The organism is Exiguobacterium sp. USCH10 (assembly GCF_037619445.1).
Taxonomy (GTDB): Bacteria; Bacillota; Bacilli; order Exiguobacteriales; family Exiguobacteriaceae; genus Exiguobacterium; species Exiguobacterium aestuarii_A.
In genome coordinates this window covers 24,832-48,600 of the sequence record NZ_JAQPZO010000001.1, presented here as the reverse complement: position 1 = coordinate 48,600, position 23,769 = coordinate 24,832, and the positions used below count along the sequence as shown (strand labels likewise).

Sequence of the window (23,769 nt, the reverse complement as noted above, 5' to 3'; positions counted from 1 at the left end):
ACAATGCAAACCGAATTAACGGCAGAGGCAATTTATAAACAAGAATTTAAAACGGCATTACGGGGCTACTCGCAAGAAGAAGTCGATCAATTTTTAGATGTCGTCATCCGCGATTATGAAAAGATGGCGAAAGAAATCGAACGGCTTCAGAAAGAAAATGATTCATTGCGTCGCGAATCGGCACCAGTGGCAGAACCTACAAAACCAGCGCAACCCGTTGCGTCGAACTATGATATGTTGCGTCGTATTTCAAATCTTGAAAAAGCAGTCTTCGGAAAGCAAGTGGGGCCAAGCGAATAAGGAATAGGGGGTGGAGTGAATGTTGCAAGTGTTAACGGCTACGGAAAAACAACCCGTTAAACAACAATCAAGAAAGCTGTTTCGAACGAAAGAAGAAGTGATGAAAGCACCGACAAGCTATACAGATCGTCTCGTCGAAAACATCAGGCACACCTGTCGATTTGATTGGATGATGATTGAACAAGTCGAATTTGGCGAGGATCTCGTTCATTACGTGCTCGTCGGACCGAAAGGTGTATTCTTGATTCAATTAAATCGAACTCCAGCCCCTGTCCATTTGACGAACCGCGAGTGTCGAACGGAAACATCTATGGGATGGAAGCATATCTACCCACATCCTCTCACAGAGCTAGAGCGAATGACGAAACAAGTACGGACACGGTTGAAAAAGGAGTGTGGGCAAGCGATTCCTGTCTATTCATTCTTGATTTTCCCGGAGACGGAACAGTTGAAGCTTAAGCGGGTCAAGGCCAATTGTGGGGATTCTTTCGCATTCGTCAATCAGGTCATCAGCAAAACAAATCTTGAGACGTTGACAGAACCGCTCGTTAAACAAATTGCCTACTATTGCTCTGAACGACAAGTACATAAATAAGAAGAAGGCCAAATATTGTATTTGGCCTTCTTCTTATTTCAAGAGTTCTCTTGCCTTTGCCGCATCATCTCGATGAACGAATAGTGCGACACGGTCGTCTAAGTTTTTCGCGAGCGGCTTTAATAACTTTCCGGTCGGAAGTCCTTGCTCGATGCGACAGGTGATTCCCTGTTCTGTCAGGTAATGATAGTCACCTAGAAGTTCTTCCCCTTGTTTCCCAAACGCTTCACCGAAGCGAATCCATTTTAAGTTCCGAATCGTCCGAATCGTCACTAAAATGACGAACAAGATGGCAAGTACAATGATGAATAATGTTTCCAACGCATTCAACCCCTTCTTTACACAAGTTTAATAGGGTGGCGAGTTGAAAGCAATACGAACTGAACGTTATACTAAAATGGAAAAGAGGGGATTATATGAAAAAACCGATTCAATCAAGACGAGAGGCTATCTCACTTCTTGAAGATCAACAAGTTCTCTATATTCGCATTCACAACGGACAAACGGGCATGATCAAGTCGACAGAGGAAGGGATTATCGTTGCCATCCCAAATGAGGAGACGGACAAGATTGACTTTCGCAAGCTAGAAGATATCGAAGCGTTCGAAGCATTCTATGACTTGACGCTCTCAAAACCAGGTATTCTGTATGTAAATGTTGAAGAGTAAATGACATGGAGAGCTTCACCAATTCGGTGAGGCTCTCCATTTATAAACTTTTAAGATGATGGAAGCCAGACGGCCAACTTCTCTTGCAGCGGTTTTAGACGGACGTGATGTTGCTTGTGCAATAAATAACCGTCCGGACGAATGACTAAAATACCACGTTTCATAAACAGGGACTTGGCGAGTTCATTCCCTTGGTCGAAAAATGGACGACTCGTCTTCGACAAGGTGATGGTCTGAATGAACGGATGATGCTGATTTAAGTACTCATAGATTGACGTCAAATCACGTTTGCCATCGTCGAAAACGAGTACTTGGAAGCGACCGTCGGCAATCTCTGAAATCTTCGTCCGGAATCCATCATCTGTTCGTAAAATTTCCGTCTCTGGGAATATCTTCCCTTCTGCGACGCGGCGAAACGGCATGCGTAACGTTTTTGGATAGGATAGATGAAGTTGAGAGATCCGTTCCGTGATTTTTTGATTGACGAGATTGACGCGAGTGAAGACATCTGCCCCAATCGCTTGAAACGGTAATAGCATCGGTAACGTCGTCTGAAGCATCACAGTCGCGACATTTGTCGTCTGTAGTACATTTCTGGCAACATGTTCACGCTCATTCCGATACGTCGAGACGACTTGATGCGGTGCCCCTGTCTTCAAATGGAGCCATAGTTTCCAGCCCAAGTTGAATGCATCCGCAATCCCGGTATTCATTCCTTGCCCCCCGACCGGTGAATTGATATGGGCGGCATCACCCATTAGAATGACGCGATTATGGATGAACGTATCGACCATCCGGTTATGAACCCGAAAGAGCGAGAACCATTCGACATTGTGTATGTGAACGGGCATATGACTACGTTGCTCCACGAATTGTTGGAGGTCTGATTCGACAAACGACTCATCGGTCCGTAGGTTTCCTGTGATTCGAATTGTTTCATCCGTGAGTGGAAATACTTCGAGCACCCCTTGGTCCGAGAAGAAAATGTGAACCTCTTCGCGAGAAATCGGCCAATCGGCTTTCAAATCTGCCAATACCCACGCCTCTTTGAACGACTTTCCACTGAATGGGAGGGCGAGCATTCTACGAATCGAACTATTGGCGCCATCAGCAGCAACGACATACTTCGCTTCGACCGAACGATGAGTTCCGCCTTCAGCAGTCAAATGAGCGATTGTACGCGATGGATATTGAGTAATGGAAGAGAGTGATTCTCCACGCTTCACCGAGTGACCATGTTTTTTTAAGGCCTGTTCTAGAATTTCTTCTGTTTCATTTTGACGAAGTAGTGTCACGAACGGATAAGGGGTGACAAGTTTTGAGAACTCGAGCTTTGCCGTCCATTGACCTGAGAAGTAGAGATTCCCTCGCTCAATCGTCCGTGCCCGTTCGAGCACTTCTTGTGCAACATCCAAACGAGAAAACACTTCGATTGTACGCGGTTGGATTCCGATGGCTCGAGAATTATCCGACGGGGTCGTTTTTCGATCGATGATTTGAAATGATACGCCATATCTGGCTAAGGTGAGGCCGAGTGTTAGGCCGGTCGGTCCGGCTCCAACGATTAGTACATCCACTTGTTCGTCCAAAGTGATCAACTCCTATCATTAATAATGATATTTCCGACATTGGCAGCGATTAAACGAAAAGTGGGGTATAGAACGGTATAGGATATTCGATGACGGAAGGTGAGTGAACGGTGTGCAGCCATGGATCAAAGAAAAGCAAATTCGAGATAGCTTTACAATGGAAGAGGATTATGAACAGACGGCAGCGGTTTTGATACCGCTCGTTGAAATAGAAAAAGAATGGCACGTCGTCTTTGAAGTACGTGCCCACACGATGCGGCAGCAGCCTGGGGAGATTTCATTTCCCGGTGGACGACTTGAAAAAGGGGAGACGCCTGTCGAAGCAGCGGTTCGAGAAACGTGTGAGGAGCTCGAGCTTGACTCCAGTCAAATCGAAGTCATCGGTAAATTGAGGCCGCTCGCCACGCCCCATCGACAATTGATTTATCCCTTTGTGGGCATGTTGGCGGAGTTGCCGACCGTAAAAGAGACAGATGAGGTCGATCATTTGTTTACGGTACCGGTATCCACCTTGCTCATGATTGACCCGTTTCATGGGGAGATGGAGTGGACGATGAACCCAGATCAAAATATTCCGTTAGACCGATTGGCGAATGCTAAAGCGTACAAAAAACGGGTAATTAAAATGAGAGAACCTTTTTATGAACATGAGGACTATATCATTTGGGGACTTACTGGAAAATTTTTGACACAATTTATTCAACGCATAAAAGAAAACGTATTCAAACCGACATAATTTCGTTATAATGATAGAAACAAATTTAGATTGGAAGTGAATGGGTGTGTCTGAAGAATTCCTCGTAGGTGATATCGTGAAGTCGACTCGTGAAGGATGGGTCGCAGAAGTGACCGCCGTACTGACCAATACTGTAATCGGAGACGTATCGATTATGGAAGAGTTCCAACAGCTCGGACTCGAGTTTGAGAAACAAGTTTTACTAAAATCAGAATTAGAATTGATTGAACGCGCCAGCTGACCTTTTTTCCGAAAGGGATGATTCAGGTGTCCATTGACAAAAAAGTACGTGAATGGCAAGAGGCGGGTTTGTTAGATGAAGCGACCGGTAAAAGACTAGTCGACTATGAACATAAACAACGGGCGGCTAGTGGGCAACATGATCACAAGCCGCCTGTTTTAGTCATTGTCGGATCGATTTTACTGGCACTCAGTCTATTCAGCTTCGTCGCAGCCAATTGGCAGGCGATTCCCGACCTTTTGAAGATTGGATTATTTCTCATTTTTATGGTTGGATTTTATGTGTTTGCCGAACGGGTCCGATTGAAAACCCCAAGGTACGTGACATTATTGCGAGTACTAGGATTCGTCTTTTTTGTAGCGACCATGGCGGTCATCTTTACTACGTATAACCTTTCGGGGCAGTTGACGTTTCTATTTTGGATTTTGTTCACAATGGCAGTCCTTCACCGAATCATATATGAGCACATCATCTTTTCGGTGATCTCCGCTATCGCCGCATTTATGGCCGTTACGAACAGTTTCGAAAGTCTCGGATTGACGTTGATCGGATTTGCACTCATCGTGACATGGGTATGGTTCCATTTTGTGGAAGAATCGTTAGACCGAACGTTCGCTTGGCTTACCTTTTATGGCATTCTCAACATTTTTGGACAATATGTCGACTATGAAGGTAGACTATGGCCACTTTGGTCTCTTGTTATTCTACATGTGCTGCTTCTCATTTATCGAAAACAAGCTGCATGGCAAGCTGTATATTTGTTCGTCGCAGCCATTCTATCCATCGGTTATTTGGTGAACGTCACGGAAAGCTGGCTCTCTCAAAGACCGCCTTCGATTATAGAGGCTACGCTTTTATCCATTGCGCTCGTTGCCGTCTACTTGATTCATCGTCGGAGCGATTTGATGTGGGTAAGTTTGCTCGCAGTCATCCCGTTCGCGTTGTTCGAGGACTCTGGTGTTCTTTTGGCGGTATTAATTGAAGTGATTGCATTGGCTTATCTCGTTCGTCAAGACATGACGAGACAACGAACCATCTTTGCCTTCATCTATTTCTTAGTCGTCCAAATGACGATTTATTTCATTTACGTTTGGGACCGTCTCGATATATCTCTCTTCTTCTTGATTGGTGCACTGATCGTCTTTGCGTTGTCACTCGGATTATGGTGGCGTAATCGTACGAGAAGGGATGTGACGACATGAAACGGTTGTCAACGTGGATCATTCCTGCCGTCCAAGTCATGATTGCGATTTTGTTTGTCATCCTTGTTTACGCCATCTCGTGGGTGGGGGAGACATACACGTTCAAGGGTACCTCGTTCGAACCGTATGATCCGTACTTTGGGGACTCGATTTATCTGGAGTACGATGAATTCGAAGGCCGTCATAATGTGGAGACGGGAACCGTTTACGTCTCGTTTGAACAAGGGGAAGATGGTTTTGCTGTCATCGACCGAGTGGAGTCAAAACCGTTTTTCGGAGGAGTACGCGCGAACTATTATGACCGTAACCTTTATATAGAAGAAATGGGATCGTATCGTGTCCCTCTAGATGAAGTGGATAGGGTCGAGGGTGAAAAATCGTTCACAGTGGAAGTTGATGTTGCACCGTGGGGGATGCTCAGATTGCATGATTTAAAGCCAATTGAATAAGTAAACCGCATGACAGGGAGATTACAGGTTTGTTACAAGACTTATTGTAACGAATCTGTAATTTTTTTGTGAAACCTAGTAATAGCAACGTTTTTTGCAATTGTTACAATCTGTAACCACTTTTGAAGTCATATGTCAGGAATGTTTCACTTCGTTGAAATGGCTACTCGAATGTGACGGGTCGTGGTAAATTAACATCTGTTCGTTACATAACGAGAAAGGTGATGACCTTACTACGATGAAATTCATTAAATATATGATTCTATTTGGAACCGCGATGATGGGGATGTTCACATTCGTCGATCAAGCAGATGCTGCTCAGATCGGAATCGGGACAGAACAGAAGATCGTCCAAAATCCTCTTGAACTTGAACGACAAGCGATCGAAGAAGAACGACAAAAAGAAATCGCTCGTCAAAAGAAAATTGCTGAAGAAAAACGCATCGCTGAAGAGAAACGTTTAGAAGCAGAACGTCTCGCTGCTGAAAAAGCGAAAGCAGAAGCGGAAGCAGAGAAAGCAAGACTTGCTAAACTCGAAGCAGAGCGTAAAGCGGAAGAAGCGCGTAAAGAAGCAGAACGTGCGGCAGCACAACAAGCAGCGGCTTCTTCGAGCAAGAAGACCACGGCAACACCGGTGTCTACGTCGCCGAATAAAAAAGTCATTACAGTCGAATCGACAGCATACTCAAATGATGTGGCTGACAACAAAGCTTATGGCGGTCGTGTCTTAACAGCAACCGGCCATGATGTCACAGATTCAATCTATTATAATGGAATGCGAATTATCGCCGTCGATCCGGCCATTATTCCATTAGGTTCTAAAGTCCATATTCAAGGTGTCGGTGACGCGATTGCCCTTGATACAGGCGGCAGAATCAAAGGACATATCGTCGATTTACTCGTCGATTCAAAACAGGATGCCATCCAGTGGGGGCGTCGACATATTCAAGTTACGCTTTATTAATGATGAGGTTCTCCGGAAGGAGAGCCTTTTTTTGTTTAACAAAGCAGAAAATAGGGCAAAATACTATTTGAATTTCCATTTTGGAAATAGTCGAGGAGGGATCAGGTTGATTGAGTTTCGTGATGTATCAAAACGTTATGAGGACGGGACGTTAGCCGTCAAAGAATTAAGCTTAACAGTAGAAAAGGGAGAAATCTTTGTATTGATCGGACCTTCCGGTTGTGGAAAGACTACAACAATGAAAATGGTGAATCGTTTAATTGATCATACGGATGGTAAAATTCTAATCGATGGAAAAGAAATCTACCAGTTCAATATTTTCGAATTGCGTCGTAACATCGGTTACGTGCTCCAACAAATTGCTTTATTCCCCCATTTGACAGTGGAAGAAAACATTTCTGTCGTACCTGAACTATTGAAATGGAAAAAAGAACGAACAAAAGAAAGGGTAACGGAATTGATGAAAATTGCCGGTCTCGATCCAAAACTACGTTCGAAGAAGCCTTCGGAACTGTCTGGGGGTCAACAGCAACGTGTGGGTGTATTGCGCGCCTTAGCGGCAGACCCGGACGTCATCCTTATGGATGAACCGTTCTCTGCACTTGACCCGATAAGCCGTGGCCAATTGCAAGATGACATCAAACGACTAAATGACGAACTCGGTAAGACGATTCTTTTTGTCACACACGACATGCAAGAAGCGATGAAGCTCGGGGATCGTATTGCGTTAATGCGTGATGGAGAACTCATGCTAGTCGGAACACCAGAAGAAATCTTGGCGAGTGAAGACCCGTTCGTCTTAGAATTTACACAACGTGGAAGAGGTGAGCTGGATGCTTGAGACGTTCCAAAATAGACAAGGACAGCTTGTCGAGGCACTGATTGAGCACTTACAGCTCTCTGTCGTATCGCTATTGATTGCCGTCTTAATTGCCGTACCATTAGGGATTTGGCTGACGCGCCGTAAGAAGATCGCTGAAACCGCCATTGGCGTCACTGCGATTATTCAAACGATTCCTTCGCTTGCCTTGCTTGGATTGATGATTCCGCTCGTCGGGATTGGGGCATTACCTGCCATCATTGCGCTTGTTTTATATGCGCTCCTACCGATTTTACGAAACACATTCACTGGTTTGAATGAAGTGGACAAATCGTTACTTGAAGCAGCTCGAGCTTGTGGGATGAAACCGAATCAAAGTTTGATGAAAGTCGAACTTCCGCTCGCCTTACCTGTTATCATGGCAGGTATCCGTACAGCGATGGTCCTCATCGTCGGTACGGCGACACTTGCCGCTCTCGTCGGTGCAGGCGGACTCGGTACGCTGATCTTGCTCGGGATTAACCGAAATGACAATTACTTAATTCTATTGGGTGCCATCCCAGCTGCCATTTTAGCCCTCCTGTTTGACTTCTTGTTACGTCAGATGGAAGGTGCGACAGCGACACGTAATAAGACGAAATTGATTGCCGTCTCTACCGTACTCGCCCTCATCATCATCACACCGCTCGCATTTGGTCGCTCGCAAGAGACAGACCTTGTCGTAGCTGGGAAACTCGGTCCAGAGCCAGAAATTCTTATGAATATGTATAAGTTGTTGATTGAAGAAGAAACAGATTTGACTGTATCGGTGAAGCCGAACTTTGGGGAGACGACATTTGTATGGGGCGCCCTCCAATCTGGTGATGTTGACATTTATCCAGAATTCACCGGAACGGCACTCGCGAGTCTCGTCAAGGAAACACCCGAATCAAACGATGCCCGTGAAGTATATGAACAAGCTAGAGAGGCGCTTGCTGAAGACGGGTACGTCATGCTCGAACCGATGCAGTTTAACAATACGTACGCACTCGCAATCCCACGTGACTATGCAGAGGCAGAAGGCATTTCCGCCATTTCAGATTTACGAAACGTTCAGTCTGATATACAAGCCGGATTCACACTTGAATTTACCGACCGTGAAGACGGATATCCAGGACTTCAAAACGAGTATGGTCTTGATTTCCCATCCGTCGTCTCGATGGAGCAAAAATTACGCTATCGTGCCATTTCACGAGGAGATGTCAATTTAGTAGACGCTTATGCAACGGATCCTGATATCGCCGAGAACGACCTTGTCGTTCTAGAAGACGATCGACAGTTCTTCCCGCCATACCAAGGGGCACCGCTCTTGAAAGAAGAGACGCTTGAAGAGTATCCAGAAATTGAAGATGCACTCAATCAGCTCGCAGGTAAAATCACAGACGAACAAATGTCTGAATTGAACCGTCGTGTCGCGTACGGAAATGAACGCGCCTATGATGTAGCGAAAGACTTCTTAGAACAGGAAGGGTTATTATGAGAGCATTGATTATTTCGAATCCGAAGTCTGGTACGAGCGAAACGATGCTCGGGGAAGTCATCGGAACGATTGAATCGCTCTATGAAGAAATCATCATCAAGAAGACACAAGAAATCGGGGACGCACTTCGATTTGCAAAAGAAAGTGGATCGTTCGACCATCTGATTGTCATCGGGGGAGACGGTACACTCAATGAAGTAGTCAATGGGTTGATGACGTTAGAGCTTGAGGAGCGACCGACAGTAGGAATCATTCCTGCAGGGACGTGTAACGACTTCGCACGAGCGCTCGAACTTCCTATTCAACCAACACAAGCCGCGAGCATCATCAAATCGAACCATGAGCAACATGTGGACGTGATTCAAGTAGATGAGATGTATGCCCTCAATTTCGTTGGAGTCGGATTGATTGCAGATACGTCACGTCAAATCGACCCGGGCGAGAAAGAATCTTTAGGTTCAATCGGCTACTTTCTTGCAACTATCCGCCAATTTCGTGAAGCAGACCCATTTCAGATTCGGTTACGTCGAGGAGATGAACTTCTTTACGAAGGAGACGTCAGCTTCTTATATGTAGGGAACGGGAGTTATCTCGGAACCGTACCGACGAAATTGGAGACGCAATCGTTTTCGGATGGCATGTTAGAAGTCGTTCACAGTTCGTCTATTGGATTTCCGATGATTCGACAATTGTTAGCCCAACAGCTCGGTCTCGATCAAAAATCAGAGGAGTGGAATCACTTTCAAACTTCATATGTCGAAGTTGAGTTGAATGAGCCACAAGTCATCGATATCGACGGTGAACATTTTGAAACAGATCACTTAGCAATCCAGATTCGAGAGCAGGCTCTCATGTTTTTAACGCCATAAAGCATCAACAGAGAAAAGTATTCAGACTTTTCTCTGTTTTTATGTTGTCCTGACCCTTGAACCGTGTTAGTATTTCACTATTATTATGAAAATGAAATGAAAAACAGGAAGTAGGGGTAATCATGGCGCAAAACTCATTCGCCTCAAAAATTGGATTCATTCTAGCTGCCGCAGGGTCGGCAATCGGTTTAGGTGCGATATGGAAATTTCCATATGTCACTGGAACTAGTGGGGGCGGTGCCTTTTTACTCATGTTTTTGGCGTTCACATTATTACTTGGTCTGCCATTATTGATTGGTGAATTCATCGTTGGACGTTCAACTCAAAAGACGGCACTTCTTGCCTTCAAACAATTAGGGCATGGTCGTTGGAGTATTATCGGTTATTTAGGAGTCATCGCATGTTTCTTGTTGCTTTCCTTCTATAGTGTTATTGGAGGATGGGTCCTCATTTATATCGGTCTCGGTTTGAGTGGGACATTAAGTGGGCGTACAGCTGACGAGTTCGGAGATGTATTCGGAAATGTCGTGTCAACACCTGGCATCGCGGTGCTCGGACAATTCTTATTCTTATTGATCACGTTATTGATTGTCTTACGCGGGGTCGAAGCAGGGATTGAACGGATGAGCAAAATCTTAATGCCGCTCTTGTTCATCAGCTTCATCGTACTCGTCGTCCGTTCATTGACACTTGACGGAGCGATGGAAGGAGTCCGCTTCTTCTTACAACCTGACTTCTCTGCATTGACGGGTGAATCGGTACTATTTGCCCTAGGACAAGCCTTCTTCTCCTTATCGTTAGGGGTAGCAGCGATGTTGACATATGCGTCTTATATCAAGACGAAAGGAACGTTGAACCGTTCTGCGAACATGATTGTTCTATTGAACATCACGGTTTCACTCTTAGCTGGACTTGCTATTTTCCCGGCAGTCTTCGCTTCAGGACTTGATCCGGCTGAAGGTCCGGCGTTACTGTTCGTCGTATTACCAGCTGTCTTTAACCAAGTACCACTTGGCGGGTTCTTTATGGTGTTGTTCTTCCTCTTATTCGCGTTCGCATCGATCACGTCGTCAATCGCGATGTTAGAAGTTGTTGTCGCGGGTGTGACAGATCGGTTGAACGAAAAGAAATCGACTTGGACGAAGAAGCAAGTAACCGTAACGGCAGCCATTCTCGTGTTCGTCGTAGGCGTTCCATCTGCATTGTCATTCGGACTATTGAGTGATTTACAGATTTGGAATGGGCGTACGTTCTTCGATACGATGGATTACCTCGTCAGCTATATTTTGATGCCGGTCGGGGCGCTCTTAACATCGATCTTTGTCGGATACGTCGTCGATCAACGTATTTTGAAAGATGAGATTCAAACGTCAGAACCGGGTAAGAAGCTTTATCCGATCTGGCATGCGCTCATTCGCTACGTCATTCCTGTGACAGTAGCCATTGTTATGGTATCAACGTGGGTCACAACATAATAGACAAACCGTAGGCTTAAAGGTCTACGGTTTTTTTCATAGCACAACGGGAAAGAAGTCGATATAGGTACTCGCTTTTACACCTGTGGACGGAGGGAACAACGAATTATATTATGCTAAAATGATAGGGATGACGAAACTTTTTTTGATAGGTTTCGTAATGTACAATAGAAGTAACATGAGATGAGGTGAAAAGAATGAAAACATGGATGAAATGGGCCCTGACAGGGGCAGTCATATACTTTGCCATCAACGTATTCGATTTCTCCTGGTTATTCATTATAGTAGGGGCGCTCGTCTTGAATGAAGTCTGGTCGACGAACAAGCGCAAAAACCGTCAACGAACACCGACAATGGTCGCGAAGCGTGCCAAGAAAAAACTGTTGCTCGATGAGGACGAACCTTTCTCAGGTTCAAGAATCCTCAAGCCGATTGAGGAACCCGTCCCGGCGCGTCAATTCGAGGCGACGGACGATTTAGAACTTCAATTTTTGCAACGGACGATTGAACAAGGATATGAGAAGCTACAACAGATTGACCGCGTCCTTCCTGAAATCAAAGATGTGGAAGTAAGGCGTGAGATGAAAGCTGTCTCCAAAGAAGCACACGAATTGTTCGAAGAACTTTTCGAAAATCCACAAGACGCAAAACATGTTCGAGACTTGTTCACATTCTACTTAGATTCCCTCGTCTCGGTCGTCTTGAAATTTAAAGAACTTGAAGGAAAACGAGTCGTCATTCAAGAAGAGACTCGAGAGCAATTAATCACGAATATGCGACTAATTGTCGATAAATTTAAAGAACAACGCGGACGTCTTCTTGAAGATGACGCCGTAGACTTCGAACGCGAACTGATCATGATGGAGCGAGTCTTATCTGATCAGCCGGAAGGGAGAAAGAAACATGACTTCATCGAATGAAACGAACTGGCAGTCATGGCCGGAAGAAGAGCTGACATCTGATACGAAAACGAAAACAGAAACAGAGGGATTTAGCGACCCATCTGTGGAATGGTCATCTGTTTCACAACCTCACGAAGTACCTGCCATCCAAGCCAAGCCAGACGTGCCTCAAGAGCACCGTGAGCGAATTACACGATTGGCGGAGTCGATCGATATTAAAAAGACAGATTCGGTCATGTTGTTTGGCTCGAACGTTCAACGTGAACTTTCACAATTCTCTGACCAAATTCTGACGGAAGTTCGAATGAAAGATGGCGGGGATGCGGGGAAACTCTTGTCTGACTTAATGCAGAACGTCCGAAAGATGGACCCGGACATGCTTCAACCGGAGAAAAAGAGTTTTATGGACAACATCCCGCTCATCGGTCGTGCAAAGAAGAAAGCCGAAAACTATAAGCTTCAATTCGAAAAAATGAACGTCTATTTGGAAGAGGTCATCCATAACCTCGATCGTGCTAAGTTCGGTCTGATGAAAGATATCACGATGCTCGATCAAATGTATGATAAGAATAAGCGGTATTTCGAAGAGTTGAACGTCTATATCGCTGCGGGTGAAACGAAACTTGATCATGTACGTGAACATGAAATCGCGCCACTTCGTCAAGAAGTCGAAATTTCAAAAGATCAGTCTAAACTTCAACAGTTGAACGATATGATTCAATTGGCAGATCGTTTTGAGAAGAAGTTACATGATTTGAAATTGAGCCGTACCATCAGCCTGCAGATGGCGCCGCAAATCCGAGTCATCCAACAGAATAACCAAATTCTCGCTGAGAAAATCGAGTCAGCGGTCGTCAATACAATCCCGCTTTGGAAGAACCAAGTCGTTCTCGCGCTCAGTTTGACACGTCAGAAGACGGCGCTTCGCATGCAACAGGACGTGACGAAGACGACCAATCAGTTGCTTGAGCAGAACTCGAAGATGCTCAAAGACTCTTCGATTGAAATCGCTCAAGAAAATGAAAAAGGGATTGTCTCTGTGGAATCCCTTAAAGTCGCCCACGAGAATTTACTCTCGACACTCGATGAAACATTACGCATTCAACAAGAAGGTAAACAAAAGCGTCGTGACGCTGAACGTGAACTCGACCGGATGGAGCATGAGCTCAAAGAAAAAGTCATTGAGATTGCCTCAAAAAATAAAGAACTGCCAAAAGATACAGGATATTAAGAAGGGAAGTCTGAGCAATCAGACTTTCCTTTTCTACGAGGAGGGGCTTACATGGAGAAACAACGATTGTGGGACGAGACGTGGTTATTGTTCGCCGATATGATGGCAGAACGACATTCGAAATGTGCATCGAAAAGTGTTGCCTGTGTCATCGTCAAAGATGAAAAACCAATTTCAATTGGTCTAAATGGTACACCTTCTGGTCATACGAACTGTAATGAGATTTATATCAAGCAAGAAGACGGCTTCTATAAGCATGCCGACTACGTTGCATCATCGGATCTCGATATGATCAATGAGCCCGCCCGGCTCATCCGGGATGATGTGACATATATCAAATGTACGGACCCGTATGATCATCATCACTGGTCGAAGCAACATGAGATTCATGCCGAAATCAATGCGATCGGAAAATTGGCTGCTGATTCGACGAATGCGTTCGGTGCGACAGCCTACGTTACTCATTCACCGTGTCATGCCTGCTCTCTTGCTCTGATTGCAGCGCGCGTCGCCCGCGTCGTCTATGCGGTCGGATATGAGCATGGTGACGGTTTAGAATTAATGCGTGAGAGTGGGATTGAAGTGTTACATATGCCACTTGAAAAAATGTACAAAAATACATTGTAAACGTTTTCATTAGATGATATATTATTAATGTACTGCCAATGGTGTTTTACTCTTCCATTATTCGCCCCTCTTCGGAGGGGCCTTTTTTGTTGTTCAAAATGAAGTGAGACAAACTTTACACATAATGTTCAATATTTCACAATATACTCTCTAAAATCTCTTATATAATAAAAGTAGATTCAGGAGAGGGGAATTTGTTCATGGAAAAACACGTTCGCTTTACAGATGGTGCATATGAAGTAGAAGCGTTAATCACGCTTGAAGAAGTATGGGAAGATAAATTTGCGATTGGCATGCATCAGGAATTGGCAGTCAAATCGTTGACCATCAATGGAAATGAAGTTTCTGAGATTAAGCATGTCCGTGCACTTCTTCGTTACTATCCGACACTCGGGGTGTCAGGCATTTTGTTAGCACTTGATAAGGCAGCCGCTGAAATCGTTGCTTTATCAAAAGATCAAGATCCTGCCCTTCAATATGTTGAACTTGTAGCCCTCCAAATGGATGAGGCAGCGACAAACGACTTGAAAACTTTATACGCAGCGATGTGATTTTAATTGGGTGAACCATTTCACCCAATTTTTTGTTGCATCTATTCTTCGTTATGGTATGATATTTACAGATGAAGAAATGGAACGCCATATCGTTGTCAACCATAAGCATGGGGATCTAGATAGCTAGATCGCTGTCAAAAAGCCACGTTCATAGGAACGTGGCTTTTTTTTGTGCAATGATGTCGAAACCAGCGGCTACATCTTTAGCGAGGTGAGCATCTGATCCTAACGTGAAAGGGATGTTCAATTGGCTCGCATCTTTGGCGAGTCCGGCGACGTATGGCTCACCACAATCAGGTTTTCTAAGTCCTGCGGTATTAAAATCGAGGCCGAATCCTCGATCGGCAATCGCTCGCAAGAGACGTTCTTCCTCTTGTCTGACTGCTGAACGATCCCAGTCATAATTTTTTTGATATTTGATCGGTAAGTCGATGTGTCCAATCCGAGTGACTTGAATCGTTTCCCATGGAAAGCTGAGACTACGTTCAATCGAGTCATAATAAGCTTTCATCGCGTTTTCGAATGAACCGAGCGCTTGAACGAGGTCGTCAAACGTTTCAGCAGAATAATCTACTGGCATATATACACCATCTATTAATAAAAAGTGTTGGGACAAGATGACTTCATCAAGTAGAGGAGCATATGGTTTTAACAAAGCAATCGTCTCTTCTTCTAGATGTGGCAACAAGTCGACTTCTAGCCCGACTTTAATGTCAATGACCTCTTGATACTGTCGTTTCATCTGATGCAACGTATTAAGGTAGTCAGGAAGGAGGTCGATCGACATCGCGGAGTCTTGATTCGGTACCGGGTCGATAAATGCCTGTGGGAACGGTGCGTGTTCTGTGAACGTCATCGTTTGCAGGTTTTTTTCAATCCCGACTTGAATATAGTGTTCAATCGGGTCTTTTGTACCGTGTGGACAATATGGGGTATGCACATGACCATCATGGGTAAAGTTAAACATCTGTTACACGTCCTTTTCAGTTCAATTGGTTGACAGGTGTTTCTCTGTTTGATAAATTTAACACACTACTTTAGTTTGGTAAAGTGATAATAAGATAAAGGGTGGTTATCATGATTTGGTCAAATTCGAAAGGTTCAATTCCAGAAGGATGGTATGAACTACAATCAGGAGACGTCATTCGACCAAAACGGTGGATGCTGTCATTTTTAGAAAAGGCAGAGGCGAGCGGTTATGCCGTCATCGACCCGCCGTTACTCGAATACTATTCACACTATCAAAATTTGGCGCTCTTTGACGAGTCGGCCTATTATCGTTTATTCGGGAATGACGGGGAACTCCTCGTCATGCGCCCTGACTATACATTGCAAATCGCAAGAAAGTTAGCAGACGGTCATGAACCGATGCGTGTCGCGTACGCCGGAGCTGTCTACCGTCGGACGGTCAAACATTCCGGTCAACCACATGAACGGCAACAGCTCGGACTTGAGTGGGTCGACGGGGAAGAGAAGGACAGTCATCTTATCGAATCATTTCTCGATATGACGGAAGGAGTCCTGCCGACTGAACGTTTGACAATTAAAATCGGATCAGCGGCTGTCATCTCGCTCATCGCGAAAGAGACAGGCATTCAAGAACGGACATTCCGAAAAATCTTAGCACTTCGAAATTTAGAGTCGTTACGTGAGTTAGCAGAGACGTATCGCTATCCATTGATTGCAAAGCTACCGTTTTTAATTGGGAATTCAGCGCTCGAAGAATTACGGGCTGAGTCACCAGAGTCTTTAAACGATGCCATCGATGAAGTCGATGAGGCCGTACAACACTTGCGTGCAATCGGTCTAGACGTATCGTACGATTTCGGTCAAACGGGAGATTTCGATTACTATTCAGGTTTGACCGTGACGGGAAGTGTAGAAGGAAAGCGTGTCCTTTCAGGGGGACGATACGATTCCCTATATGGTCATTTCGGACACTCAAGACGAGCGTTCGGCATGTCACTCGATTTAGAACAGTTAGATGAGGTGATCAAATGAAGGTAGCGGTTGCGAAAGGACGAATTGAAAAAGCAGCTCGTCAATTTTTTGTCGAACGTGATTTACCCGTTTGGCCAGAGAAGCGGGGACGTGAACTCACAGTAAAAGCAGGAGATCATGAATTTATTTTCGTCAAAGGGGACGACGTCTATAAATATGTGATGCACGGAGCGGCTGATGTCGGAATTGTTGGTGGAGATATTTTACGAGAGAAAACGCCAGGTGTACTTGAAGTCGTCGACTTACCGTTTGGACGCTGTCGGATGGCCGTATGTGGTCCGAAAGTTCGACGTAATGGCACAAAGAAATTAAAAGTGGCGAGTAAATATCCGAATATCGCCATCTCACACTTCGCGTCAAAGCGACAAAACGTAGAAGTCATCGCGTTGAATGGGTCTGTGGAGCTCGCTCCGTTAACAGGACTAGCGGATTGTATCGTCGACATCGTCGAGACAGGTGCAACGTTAGCAGCGAATGACTTAGAGGAATATGAAACGATTTTTTCAATCAATGCAAAATTCATCACGAGCGAAACGGCTTTGGCAGAGCAGCCTGACGAATTAAAGGCATGGATTCGAAAGCTGAGTCAGGAGGAGAATGCATGAGTACAGAAACGAATCGATCACGGCGAGAAGCTTGGGCGGAAGCGGTCAAACCAATCGTAGAAGCGGTTGAGGCACGCGGAGATGAAGCACTCCTTGAATGGACGCGTCAATTCGATGGGGTCGACCAAATCGAGTCTGTCGATTTGTCTCGCTTTACCCCGCCGACAGCGTATGCTGAACTGACGGAAGCGTTGACCTTAGCGGCAGAACGAATTCGCGCCTTCCACGCGCATCAAGTACGTCAAGATGATGTGTTCGAAGATACGATGTTCCGACTCGGTAGACGTTATATGCCGCTCGATTCGGTCGGTGTCTACGTACCAGGTGGGACAGCCGTCTATCCGTCGAGCGTCCTGATGAATATCATTCCGGCGAAAGTGGCCGGTGTCAAACGAGTCGTCATGGTCACTCCACCAAAAGCAGATGGGATTGACATTTCCCTCTTGATTGCAGCAAAAATCGCAGGGGCAGATGAATGTTTTCTAGTCGGAGGCGCGCAAGCCGTTGCCGCACTCGCATATGGGACGGAAACGATTCGTCCGGTCGATAAAATTGTAGGACCCGGAAATGCGTATGTCGCGACGGCGAAGGCGCTCGTCTCGCACATCGTCGGCATCGACTCTGTAGCCGGACCGTCCGAAGTGTTGATCATTGCCGATGAAACGGCAAATCCGAAGTGGGTCGCGGCGGATCTTCTCGCACAAGCAGAACATGACGTAGAAGCGACGGCTATCGCACTCGTCACGACAGAAACGCTTCGTGAAGAAGTCGAACAAGAACTTGAGCGTCAACTTTCGCTCTTACCACGACAAGAGATCGCTAGGGAGTCATTGAAACGTGGCGGAGTCATCGTTCGATCACTAGAAGATGCCATCGAGTACGCGAACACGATGGCTGCGGAGCACGTCCAGTTGGCCGTCAAAAATCCTGAAACGTTGATGGGTGCGATACGTCACGGCGGGTCGTTCTTCCTCGGTCACGAGGCGGCGGAAGCGTTCGGGGATTATATCGCTGGACCGAACCATGTCCTTCCGACAAGTGGGACGGCGCGATTCTCGAGCGGATTGTCCGTCGATGACTTTTATCGCCGTCAGACGTTCCTTGAGATGACAGAGCTTGATGAGGCGATCACAAAGGCTGCGATTCGAATCGCAAAACAAGAACAATTAGAAGGACATGCCCGTGCCATGGCTGTTCGGATGGAGGACGTATGAGACGAAATTATCAGAACATCCCGCGATATGTGCCCCATGCCGTATCAGGATACGCGCTCAATCAAAATGAAAGTCAATATCCGTTACCAGAGCGGCTTGAACGGGCTATTCGAAACGTTTCACTCGAGGCGCTCAGCCGTTATCCGGTCGAAGAATTGCTTGCTTTAAAAGCGAGTTATGCGAACTATGCGGGAGTCGAGACGACGCAACTGATGGTCGGAAGTGGAAGCGACGAGCTGTTAGCCATCTTAAGTCAGGCCATTTTAGATACGGAAGACCGTGTGGTCGCACCGGCTCCAGACTTCTCGATGTATGGCATATACACACAGATTGCGAGAGGGCACTTCATGCAACCGGATAAGCATGGATTGAGTTACGATGCGCTAACCGAACTCATTCAAACGAATGAACCGAAGCTCGTTCTGATTTCGAATCCGAATAACCCGACCGGTAAGATGTGGACATTTGAAGAATTGTCGGACATTGCGACACGCGTCCCTTATCTCGTCGTAGATGAGGCGTATATCGATTTCACGATCGAGGATTCATTTGTATCTCGCTTGAACGAGCATCCGAACGTCATCATTTTACGGACGTTATCAAAAGCGTTCGGTCTTGCGAACCTTCGAATTGGATTCATGATTGCGTCAGAAGAAATCATCGAACAGATCGACCGATTCCGTTCACCGTTCAACGTGAGTGGACTCAGTGCCTCGGTCGCCAACGTTGTATTGCGTGATGAGACGTATATCCAAGAGTCGATTCAGTTCCATACGGCGCAACGTGAGAAATTAACTGAGTTGTTACGACCGATCGGTGAGATTTTACCGAGTCGTGCCAACTTTATCTATGTCAAAACCGATGACAGTGAAGGGTGGGCATCCCGCTTCCTTGAAAAAGGCGTCCATGTACGTGCGTTTCCGGATGGATTACGTGTCAGTGCAGGGACAGATGAGGCGTATGCCTATATCCGACAAACGATTGAAGAGGTGAATTCTGTTGAGAACAGCTGAACTAAAGCGTGAGACGAAAGAGACAAAAATTGAGATTCGAGTCAATCTAGATGGAACAGGAGAAAGCACCATCCAAACAGGAGTCGGTTTTTTTGACCACATGTTGACGTTACTTGCCTTTCACAGTCAGATGGACTTAGAGGTGAAAGTCGAAGGAGATACATGGGTCGATGCCCACCATACAGTGGAAGATGTGGGGATTGCGCTCGGTCAACTCATCGCCAAATCTCTCGGAGACAAAGTCGGGATTCGCCGCTATGGAACGAGTTATATGCCGATGGACGAGACGTTAGCGCGAGCGGTCGTCGATGTGTCAGGACGTCCCTTCCTTGTCTATCAAGCTGATATCCGCAATCCGAAGCTTGGGGATTTTGATACCGAGCTCGCTGAGGAATTCTTCCGAGCGGTTGCCATGAACGGTCGACTCACGCTTCACCTTGCGGTCCTGTATGGATCGAACTCACACCACATGATTGAAGGGTTGTTCAAAGCGTTCGGACGAGCACTTGCTGAGGCGGTCTCGAGCGATGGGACGGATCGTCTCCCTTCTACGAAAGGATGGATTGAAGGATGAAAGTAGCGGTCATCGATTATGGAATGGGTAACGTATTCAACGTCGAACGTGCGTTGCAGGCCATCGGTTGCTACGTCGTGATTACGAATGATGCAAGCCAAATTGAAGAAGCGGACGCCATTTTACTTCCTGGGGTCGGTGCCTTCCCGCAAGCGATGCAATCACTCGAACAGACGGGGCTCATCCCGCTATTACAAAAGATGGCGACGGAAAAGCCGTTTTTAGGGATCTGTCTTGGGATGCAGCTCCTGTTTGATTCGAGCACGGAAGGCATGCCGACAAAAGGTCTCGGGTTGATTCCGGGCATGGTTGAGCGGATGCGCGCGAAGCGTCTTCCACACGTTGGATGGAACTCGATTCTTCGCGATGAGGACGTCTATTTTGTACACTCTTATCACGCCGTGACGGACGATGCCAATATCGTGGCGGAAGCGGAATATATGGGAGAGCGTGTTCCCGCGATTGTTCAAAAAGGACTCGTCACAGGCATGCAGTTTCACCCGGAAAAAAGTGGGGCGTTCGGTCTCAGTTTACTTCAAGAATGGAAGGAGGCGGTCGAGCGTGAAATTACTACCCGCCATTGATTTAATTGGAGGCAAGATCGTCCGTTTGACGGAAGGCGATTTTTCGACGGAAGAACAATACGGTGACCCGTATGAATTATTAAAAGCGTGGCAAGGAAAAGTGCCGATGATTCACTTGATCGACTTAGAAGGGGCTAAGGCAGGCGAACCGCGTCACTTAGATGTCGTCCGTTATGCGAAGTCTCTTGGCTTTCTCGTACAGACGGGTGGTGGGATTCGTTCAGAAGCCTCACTCGATGCGGTCATGGAAACAGGAGCGGACCGCGTCCTTTTAGGGACGAAGGCATTTACGGATCCTGACTTTTTAGACAAGGCGATTGAAAAGTATGGCAAACGAGTTGCTGTGGCACTCGATGCTTATGACGGAAAGGTCGCCATCAATGGATGGCAGGAAGCGACAAAGCTCGATGACATCTCGGTCGCTCAAGACCTCGTCAAACGTGGAATCGAGACGATTCTGTATACGGACATCGGGTCCGACGGGAAACTGAATGGACCGAACGTCGCGCGCATGAAGGCGCTACGCCAAATCGTCAACGTCACACTCATTGCCTCAGGGGGTGTGACGACCGAAGAGGACGTGAAGGAACTAAAGATGGCTAAGATTGATGAGGCCGTCGTCGGGAAAGCACTTCTGTCCGGTAAAGTAAGTATCGATGAACTGATTGAATGGGAGGCGCGTTATGCTTAAACGCAGAATTATTCCATGTCTCGATGTGAAGGAAGGCCGTGTCGTCAAAGGGATTGAATTCGTTCAACTACGAGACATCGGTGACCCGGTCGAAATCGCGAAGTATTATGATGAGTCCGGAGCCGATGAACTCGTCTTTCTCGACATCACGGCAAGTACGGAACGCCGCCAGACGATGCTAGATGTCGTCAGTGCAGTGGCACGGAAAGTATTCATCCCGTTGACGGTCGGTGGAGGGATTCGTTCACTTGATGACATCTCGTCATTATTAAAAGCAGGAGCAGATAAAGTATCGTTGAACACGCTCGCTGTCGAATCCCCAAGTCTCATTCGAGAAGCGGCCGATCGTTTCGGGTCACAATGTATCGTCGTTGCGATCGACGTGAAATTTGAAGACGGGGAATACTATGTGTACACATATGGCGGTAAACAGAAGACAGAACTGTTAGCGGTCGAATGGGCGAAACAAGTGGCCGCACTCGGGGCGGGTGAACTTCTTGTCACGTCCATGAACCAAGACGGAAAGCAAAGCGGATATGACCTTGCGATTTTAGAACAACTTCGCGAAGTCGTCGACATTCCGATTATCGCCTCAGGTGGGGCGGGGAATGCCGAGCACGTAGTCGAAGCGCTCGAGAAGGTCGATGCCGCACTACTTGCCTCCATCTTACATGACCGAAAAACGACAGTAGAAGAGGTGAAGCACGTATGCACGAGTCACAACTTGCCGATGCGGTTCGTTTCGACGAAAATGGATTGATTCCCGCCATCATCGTCTCAGAAGAAGACGGGGCCGTTCTCATGCTCGGATATATGAACGATGAGGCTATCCGTCAAACGCTACGTGAGCGGGTCGTGACGTTCTGGTCTCGTTCAAAAGGTAGGCTATGGATGAAAGGAGAGACGAGCGGCAACACACTTGACGTCGTCAGTATCCACGTCGACTGTGACCAGGATGCGCTTCTCGTTCGTGTCCATGCGAACGGTCCGACGTGTCATACCGGTAATCGAAGCTGTTTCTTTACGGAGGTGAACGTATGATTCATGAATTGGAGCAATTGATCGAGTCCAGAAAAAATGAACCAAAAGAAGGTTCATATACGACGTATTTGTTTGAACAAGGCGTTGAAAAAATTGCGAAGAAGTTCGGTGAAGAATCGTTCGAGGTCGTGATTGCCGCAATGACGGACGAAGATTTGGTCGAAGAATCGGCCGACCTTCTGTATCACCTGCTCGTCTTATTGGCAGCTAAAGGTGTGCGCTTTGAAGATGTGGAAGCGTTACTTGCCAAACGTCACGGCACGACGACGCCGGCGAAGCCTCGTCGAGACGTCACGGAATGGTAAAGCAAAAGGAAGGAGCGCGCCTCCTTCCTTTTTTGTGTCAACGATTGACCGAGGCAGCCATGCGAATGTATGTATGACGTCGCCCGCGAATGGAAATTGAAAGTGCCTGAATGTTCTCTGGTACGGCAATCCCAGACAATCCGGCGTCACCGATATGAACGATATCTGCGCCCCCGCGCTTTGAAGAGAGTGCGATCTCGCGAACAGTCGCCACATCGGCCCCTTCTTGAGATGTCCCAATCGCGGCTAACGTGAGTGCTCCGAGTGCTTGCAGTTCTTGTACGAGTTCGTGGAATGCCTCTTCACGGACACCCGGAACGGTTCCTGGAGCCGGTAGAAGAATGATGTCTGCCCCTGCTTCAACGAAGCGGATGTATGCGTCGCGATCTAATACGCTGCCGACACCGGCCTGATGCATCTTCCCGGCAATGATAGCGCCAGCGAATTCACGACGTCCCCGGATGATGGCTTGTTCGATTGCTTCATTCGTGACCCCGGTATTCGGGTTACCTGTCAGACAAACAAAATCGATCCCGAGTTCAGACGCTTTTTGGAACGCTTCGACTGAAGCGAGTCTACCTCGTTTCACTTCATTCATTTCAGACGATTTCTCTGAAAAGTCGACAGGCTCTAAATTGACTCCAATCGGCAATCCAATCAATCGCTTTAGTTCCAAAATCGGATGGTCACTCATCTCCTCACCTGGCATGTCGCCGAACAGCGCGTGACTTTCAAGTCCTTTAATGTAAGGATGGAACACATCTAACATGTTCAATAAAATCAAGTCGGCGCCGAACGCTCGCGCGAGTTCTGCATTCGTGACTTCTGGGTAAAGCGGTTGCACCGTCGGGATGACCTCGGCCATGACCGTTCGTCCTTCTGCTTTTCGAATCGATTCGACTAAGTCGTGACGATTAAACGTGATAAAATCACTTGCCCGACACTCTAAAATACGTTTCATCACATCTTCCTCCTTCTGCTCATCCTTGTCTCTATTCCC

The 23,769-nt window shown here is 46.6% G+C and carries 27 protein-coding genes and 2 pseudogenes; 25 read left to right on the top strand and 4 right to left on the bottom strand.

What is annotated here, in order from left to right:
- Nucleotides 1-3: 3 nt before the first annotated feature.
- Nucleotides 4-300, top strand: a complete 297-nt coding sequence (gene gpsB, locus PQI28_RS00270; protein WP_214691933.1) for a cell division regulator GpsB — start codon at nt 4-6, stop codon at nt 298-300.
- Between the two features lie 19 nt (nt 301-319).
- Complete coding sequence (locus PQI28_RS00265; protein WP_214783608.1) at nt 320-895, top strand: NERD domain-containing protein; 576 nt, start codon at nt 320-322, stop codon at nt 893-895.
- A 33-nt stretch (nt 896-928) separates the two neighbouring features.
- Here the strand turns inward: PQI28_RS00265 and PQI28_RS00260 are convergent, their stop codons facing one another.
- Entirely contained in the window at nt 929-1,216 is a 288-nt protein-coding gene (locus tag PQI28_RS00260; protein WP_214691937.1) for a hypothetical protein, read from the bottom strand.
- Nucleotides 1,217-1,311: 95 nt separating this feature from the next.
- On the opposite strand from PQI28_RS00260, the gene PQI28_RS00255 reads away from it, so the two are divergent.
- Nucleotides 1,312-1,563, top strand: a complete 252-nt coding sequence (locus PQI28_RS00255; protein WP_214691944.1) for a hypothetical protein — start codon at nt 1,312-1,314, stop codon at nt 1,561-1,563.
- Between the two features lie 50 nt (nt 1,564-1,613).
- Here PQI28_RS00255 and PQI28_RS00250 read toward each other — a convergent pair whose 3' ends face one another.
- Nucleotides 1,614-3,152, bottom strand: a complete 1,539-nt coding sequence (locus PQI28_RS00250; RefSeq protein ID WP_224860762.1) for an FAD-dependent monooxygenase — start codon at nt 3,150-3,152, stop codon at nt 1,614-1,616.
- Nucleotides 3,153-3,264: 112 nt separating this feature from the next.
- Here PQI28_RS00250 and PQI28_RS00245 point away from each other — a divergent pair, with 112 nt between their 5' ends.
- The 13 genes and pseudogenes from PQI28_RS00245 to PQI28_RS00185 all read left to right on the top strand — a co-directional run bounded on the left by PQI28_RS00245 (nt 3,265) and on the right by PQI28_RS00185 (nt 14,738).
- Nucleotides 3,265-3,888 (top strand): NUDIX hydrolase, encoded by a 624-nt coding sequence (locus PQI28_RS00245; protein WP_224860765.1) that lies wholly within the window; start codon nt 3,265-3,267, stop codon nt 3,886-3,888.
- Nucleotides 3,889-3,928: 40 nt separating this feature from the next.
- A complete protein-coding gene (locus PQI28_RS00240; protein ID WP_012726121.1) occupies nt 3,929-4,129 on the top strand; it encodes a DUF2187 family protein in 201 nt (66 codons plus the stop codon).
- Between the two features lie 17 nt (nt 4,130-4,146).
- Complete coding sequence (locus tag PQI28_RS00235) at nt 4,147-5,331, top strand: DUF2157 domain-containing protein (protein WP_224862730.1); 1,185 nt, start codon at nt 4,147-4,149, stop codon at nt 5,329-5,331.
- Nucleotides 5,328-5,780, top strand: a complete 453-nt coding sequence (locus PQI28_RS00230; protein WP_214783593.1) for a GDYXXLXY domain-containing protein — start codon at nt 5,328-5,330, stop codon at nt 5,778-5,780. The genes PQI28_RS00235 and PQI28_RS00230 overlap by 4 nt, the downstream gene beginning before the upstream one ends.
- A 238-nt stretch (nt 5,781-6,018) precedes the next feature.
- Nucleotides 6,019-6,744: a 3D domain-containing protein gene (locus tag PQI28_RS00225; RefSeq protein ID WP_285800655.1), complete on the top strand. Its 726-nt coding sequence runs from the start codon at nt 6,019-6,021 to the stop codon at nt 6,742-6,744.
- Between the two features lie 106 nt (nt 6,745-6,850).
- Nucleotides 6,851-7,567, top strand: a pseudogene (locus PQI28_RS00220) (ABC transporter ATP-binding protein); the annotation flags it as partial.
- Between the two features lie 10 nt (nt 7,568-7,577).
- On the top strand, nt 7,578-9,083 hold the full coding sequence (locus PQI28_RS00215) for an ABC transporter permease/substrate-binding protein (RefSeq protein ID WP_214783590.1): 1,506 nt from the start codon (nt 7,578-7,580) through the stop codon (nt 9,081-9,083).
- Nucleotides 9,080-9,952, top strand: a complete 873-nt coding sequence (locus PQI28_RS00210; RefSeq protein ID WP_339962307.1) for a diacylglycerol/lipid kinase family protein — start codon at nt 9,080-9,082, stop codon at nt 9,950-9,952. The genes PQI28_RS00215 and PQI28_RS00210 overlap by 4 nt, the downstream gene beginning before the upstream one ends.
- A 122-nt stretch (nt 9,953-10,074) precedes the next feature.
- Entirely contained in the window at nt 10,075-11,427 is a 1,353-nt protein-coding gene (locus PQI28_RS00205) for a sodium-dependent transporter (protein ID WP_224860773.1), read from the top strand.
- Nucleotides 11,428-11,624: 197 nt separating this feature from the next.
- On the top strand, nt 11,625-12,347 hold the full coding sequence (locus tag PQI28_RS00200; RefSeq protein ID WP_214691961.1) for a 5-bromo-4-chloroindolyl phosphate hydrolysis family protein: 723 nt from the start codon (nt 11,625-11,627) through the stop codon (nt 12,345-12,347).
- Nucleotides 12,331-13,560: a toxic anion resistance protein gene (locus tag PQI28_RS00195; RefSeq protein WP_074034586.1), complete on the top strand. Its 1,230-nt coding sequence runs from the start codon at nt 12,331-12,333 to the stop codon at nt 13,558-13,560. The genes PQI28_RS00200 and PQI28_RS00195 overlap by 17 nt, the downstream gene beginning before the upstream one ends.
- Nucleotides 13,561-13,611: 51 nt before the next feature.
- A complete protein-coding gene (locus PQI28_RS00190) occupies nt 13,612-14,187 on the top strand; it encodes a deoxycytidylate deaminase (protein WP_337873735.1) in 576 nt (191 codons plus the stop codon).
- Between the two features lie 200 nt (nt 14,188-14,387).
- The gene (locus PQI28_RS00185) at nt 14,388-14,738 is read left to right on the top strand and encodes a hypothetical protein (RefSeq protein ID WP_074034584.1); all 351 of its coding nucleotides are present in this window, start codon (nt 14,388-14,390) and stop codon (nt 14,736-14,738) included.
- Between the two features lie 151 nt (nt 14,739-14,889).
- Here PQI28_RS00185 and hisJ read toward each other — a convergent pair whose 3' ends face one another.
- Nucleotides 14,890-15,708: a histidinol-phosphatase HisJ gene (gene hisJ / locus PQI28_RS00180; RefSeq protein ID WP_339962306.1), complete on the bottom strand. Its 819-nt coding sequence runs from the start codon at nt 15,706-15,708 to the stop codon at nt 14,890-14,892.
- A gap of 110 nt (nt 15,709-15,818) precedes the next feature.
- Here hisJ and PQI28_RS00175 point away from each other — a divergent pair, with 110 nt between their 5' ends.
- From PQI28_RS00175 to hisIE, 9 genes and pseudogenes are all read left to right on the top strand, one after another.
- Nucleotides 15,819-16,742, top strand: a complete 924-nt coding sequence (locus PQI28_RS00175; RefSeq protein ID WP_339962305.1) for an ATP phosphoribosyltransferase regulatory subunit — start codon at nt 15,819-15,821, stop codon at nt 16,740-16,742.
- On the top strand, nt 16,739-17,347 hold the full coding sequence (gene hisG / locus PQI28_RS00170) for an ATP phosphoribosyltransferase (RefSeq protein WP_214691980.1): 609 nt from the start codon (nt 16,739-16,741) through the stop codon (nt 17,345-17,347). The genes PQI28_RS00175 and hisG overlap by 4 nt, the downstream gene beginning before the upstream one ends.
- Complete coding sequence (gene hisD, locus PQI28_RS00165) at nt 17,344-18,561, top strand: histidinol dehydrogenase (RefSeq protein ID WP_339962304.1); 1,218 nt, start codon at nt 17,344-17,346, stop codon at nt 18,559-18,561. The genes hisG and hisD overlap by 4 nt, the downstream gene beginning before the upstream one ends.
- Nucleotides 18,558-19,574, top strand: a complete 1,017-nt coding sequence (locus PQI28_RS00160; protein WP_339962303.1) for a pyridoxal phosphate-dependent aminotransferase — start codon at nt 18,558-18,560, stop codon at nt 19,572-19,574. Before hisD ends, PQI28_RS00160 begins: the two co-directional genes overlap by 4 nt.
- Nucleotides 19,561-20,148 carry an imidazoleglycerol-phosphate dehydratase HisB gene (gene hisB / locus PQI28_RS00155; protein ID WP_214783567.1) on the top strand — a complete coding sequence of 196 codons (588 nt, stop codon included), beginning with the start codon at nt 19,561-19,563 and terminating at the stop codon, nt 20,146-20,148. The genes PQI28_RS00160 and hisB overlap by 14 nt, the downstream gene beginning before the upstream one ends.
- Nucleotides 20,145-20,732, top strand: coding sequence for an imidazole glycerol phosphate synthase subunit HisH (hisH, locus tag PQI28_RS00150; RefSeq protein WP_339962302.1), 588 nt, complete (start codon nt 20,145-20,147; stop codon nt 20,730-20,732). Before hisB ends, hisH begins: the two co-directional genes overlap by 4 nt.
- Nucleotides 20,710-21,423, top strand: coding sequence for a 1-(5-phosphoribosyl)-5-[(5-phosphoribosylamino)methylideneamino]imidazole-4-carboxamide isomerase (gene hisA / locus PQI28_RS00145; protein ID WP_214745297.1), 714 nt, complete (start codon nt 20,710-20,712; stop codon nt 21,421-21,423). Before hisH ends, hisA begins: the two co-directional genes overlap by 23 nt.
- A complete protein-coding gene (gene hisF / locus PQI28_RS00140) occupies nt 21,416-22,183 on the top strand; it encodes an imidazole glycerol phosphate synthase subunit HisF (protein ID WP_214692002.1) in 768 nt (255 codons plus the stop codon). The genes hisA and hisF overlap by 8 nt, the downstream gene beginning before the upstream one ends.
- Nucleotides 22,132-22,769: pseudogene (gene hisIE, locus PQI28_RS00135) on the top strand (bifunctional phosphoribosyl-AMP cyclohydrolase/phosphoribosyl-ATP diphosphatase HisIE). Before hisF ends, hisIE begins: the two are co-directional and overlap by 52 nt.
- 37 nt (nt 22,770-22,806) lie before the next feature.
- Here the strand turns inward: hisIE and PQI28_RS00130 are convergent.
- Nucleotides 22,807-23,730 (bottom strand): DUF7916 family protein, encoded by a 924-nt coding sequence (locus PQI28_RS00130; protein WP_339962301.1) that lies wholly within the window; start codon nt 23,728-23,730, stop codon nt 22,807-22,809.
- Nucleotides 23,731-23,769 lie beyond the last annotated feature (39 nt).

Coding starts and splice junctions, on each gene's coding strand:
- gpsB (WP_214691933.1), top strand. CDS start 4: ATGCAAACCGAATTAACGGCAGAGGCAATTTATAAACAAGAATTTAAA.
- PQI28_RS00265 (WP_214783608.1), top strand. CDS start 320: ATGTTGCAAGTGTTAACGGCTACGGAAAAACAACCCGTTAAACAACAA.
- PQI28_RS00255 (WP_214691944.1), top strand. CDS start 1,312: ATGAAAAAACCGATTCAATCAAGACGAGAGGCTATCTCACTTCTTGAA.
- PQI28_RS00240 (WP_012726121.1), top strand. CDS start 3,929: ATGGGTGTGTCTGAAGAATTCCTCGTAGGTGATATCGTGAAGTCGACT.
- PQI28_RS00235 (WP_224862730.1), top strand. CDS start 4,147: ATGATTCAGGTGTCCATTGACAAAAAAGTACGTGAATGGCAAGAGGCG.
- PQI28_RS00230 (WP_214783593.1), top strand. CDS start 5,328: ATGAAACGGTTGTCAACGTGGATCATTCCTGCCGTCCAAGTCATGATT.
- PQI28_RS00225 (WP_285800655.1), top strand. CDS start 6,019: ATGAAATTCATTAAATATATGATTCTATTTGGAACCGCGATGATGGGG.
- PQI28_RS00215 (WP_214783590.1), top strand. CDS start 7,578: ATGCTTGAGACGTTCCAAAATAGACAAGGACAGCTTGTCGAGGCACTG.
- PQI28_RS00210 (WP_339962307.1), top strand. CDS start 9,080: ATGAGAGCATTGATTATTTCGAATCCGAAGTCTGGTACGAGCGAAACG.
- PQI28_RS00205 (WP_224860773.1), top strand. CDS start 10,075: ATGGCGCAAAACTCATTCGCCTCAAAAATTGGATTCATTCTAGCTGCC.
- PQI28_RS00200 (WP_214691961.1), top strand. CDS start 11,625: ATGAAAACATGGATGAAATGGGCCCTGACAGGGGCAGTCATATACTTT.
- PQI28_RS00195 (WP_074034586.1), top strand. CDS start 12,331: ATGACTTCATCGAATGAAACGAACTGGCAGTCATGGCCGGAAGAAGAG.
- PQI28_RS00190 (WP_337873735.1), top strand. CDS start 13,612: ATGGAGAAACAACGATTGTGGGACGAGACGTGGTTATTGTTCGCCGAT.
- PQI28_RS00185 (WP_074034584.1), top strand. CDS start 14,388: ATGGAAAAACACGTTCGCTTTACAGATGGTGCATATGAAGTAGAAGCG.
- hisJ (WP_339962306.1), bottom strand. CDS start 15,708: ATGTTTAACTTTACCCATGATGGTCATGTGCATACCCCATATTGTCCA.
- PQI28_RS00175 (WP_339962305.1), top strand. CDS start 15,819: ATGATTTGGTCAAATTCGAAAGGTTCAATTCCAGAAGGATGGTATGAA.
- hisG (WP_214691980.1), top strand. CDS start 16,739: ATGAAGGTAGCGGTTGCGAAAGGACGAATTGAAAAAGCAGCTCGTCAA.
- hisD (WP_339962304.1), top strand. CDS start 17,344: ATGAGTACAGAAACGAATCGATCACGGCGAGAAGCTTGGGCGGAAGCG.
- PQI28_RS00160 (WP_339962303.1), top strand. CDS start 18,558: ATGAGACGAAATTATCAGAACATCCCGCGATATGTGCCCCATGCCGTA.
- hisH (WP_339962302.1), top strand. CDS start 20,145: ATGAAAGTAGCGGTCATCGATTATGGAATGGGTAACGTATTCAACGTC.
- hisF (WP_214692002.1), top strand. CDS start 21,416: ATGCTTAAACGCAGAATTATTCCATGTCTCGATGTGAAGGAAGGCCGT.
- PQI28_RS00130 (WP_339962301.1), bottom strand. CDS start 23,730: ATGAAACGTATTTTAGAGTGTCGGGCAAGTGATTTTATCACGTTTAAT.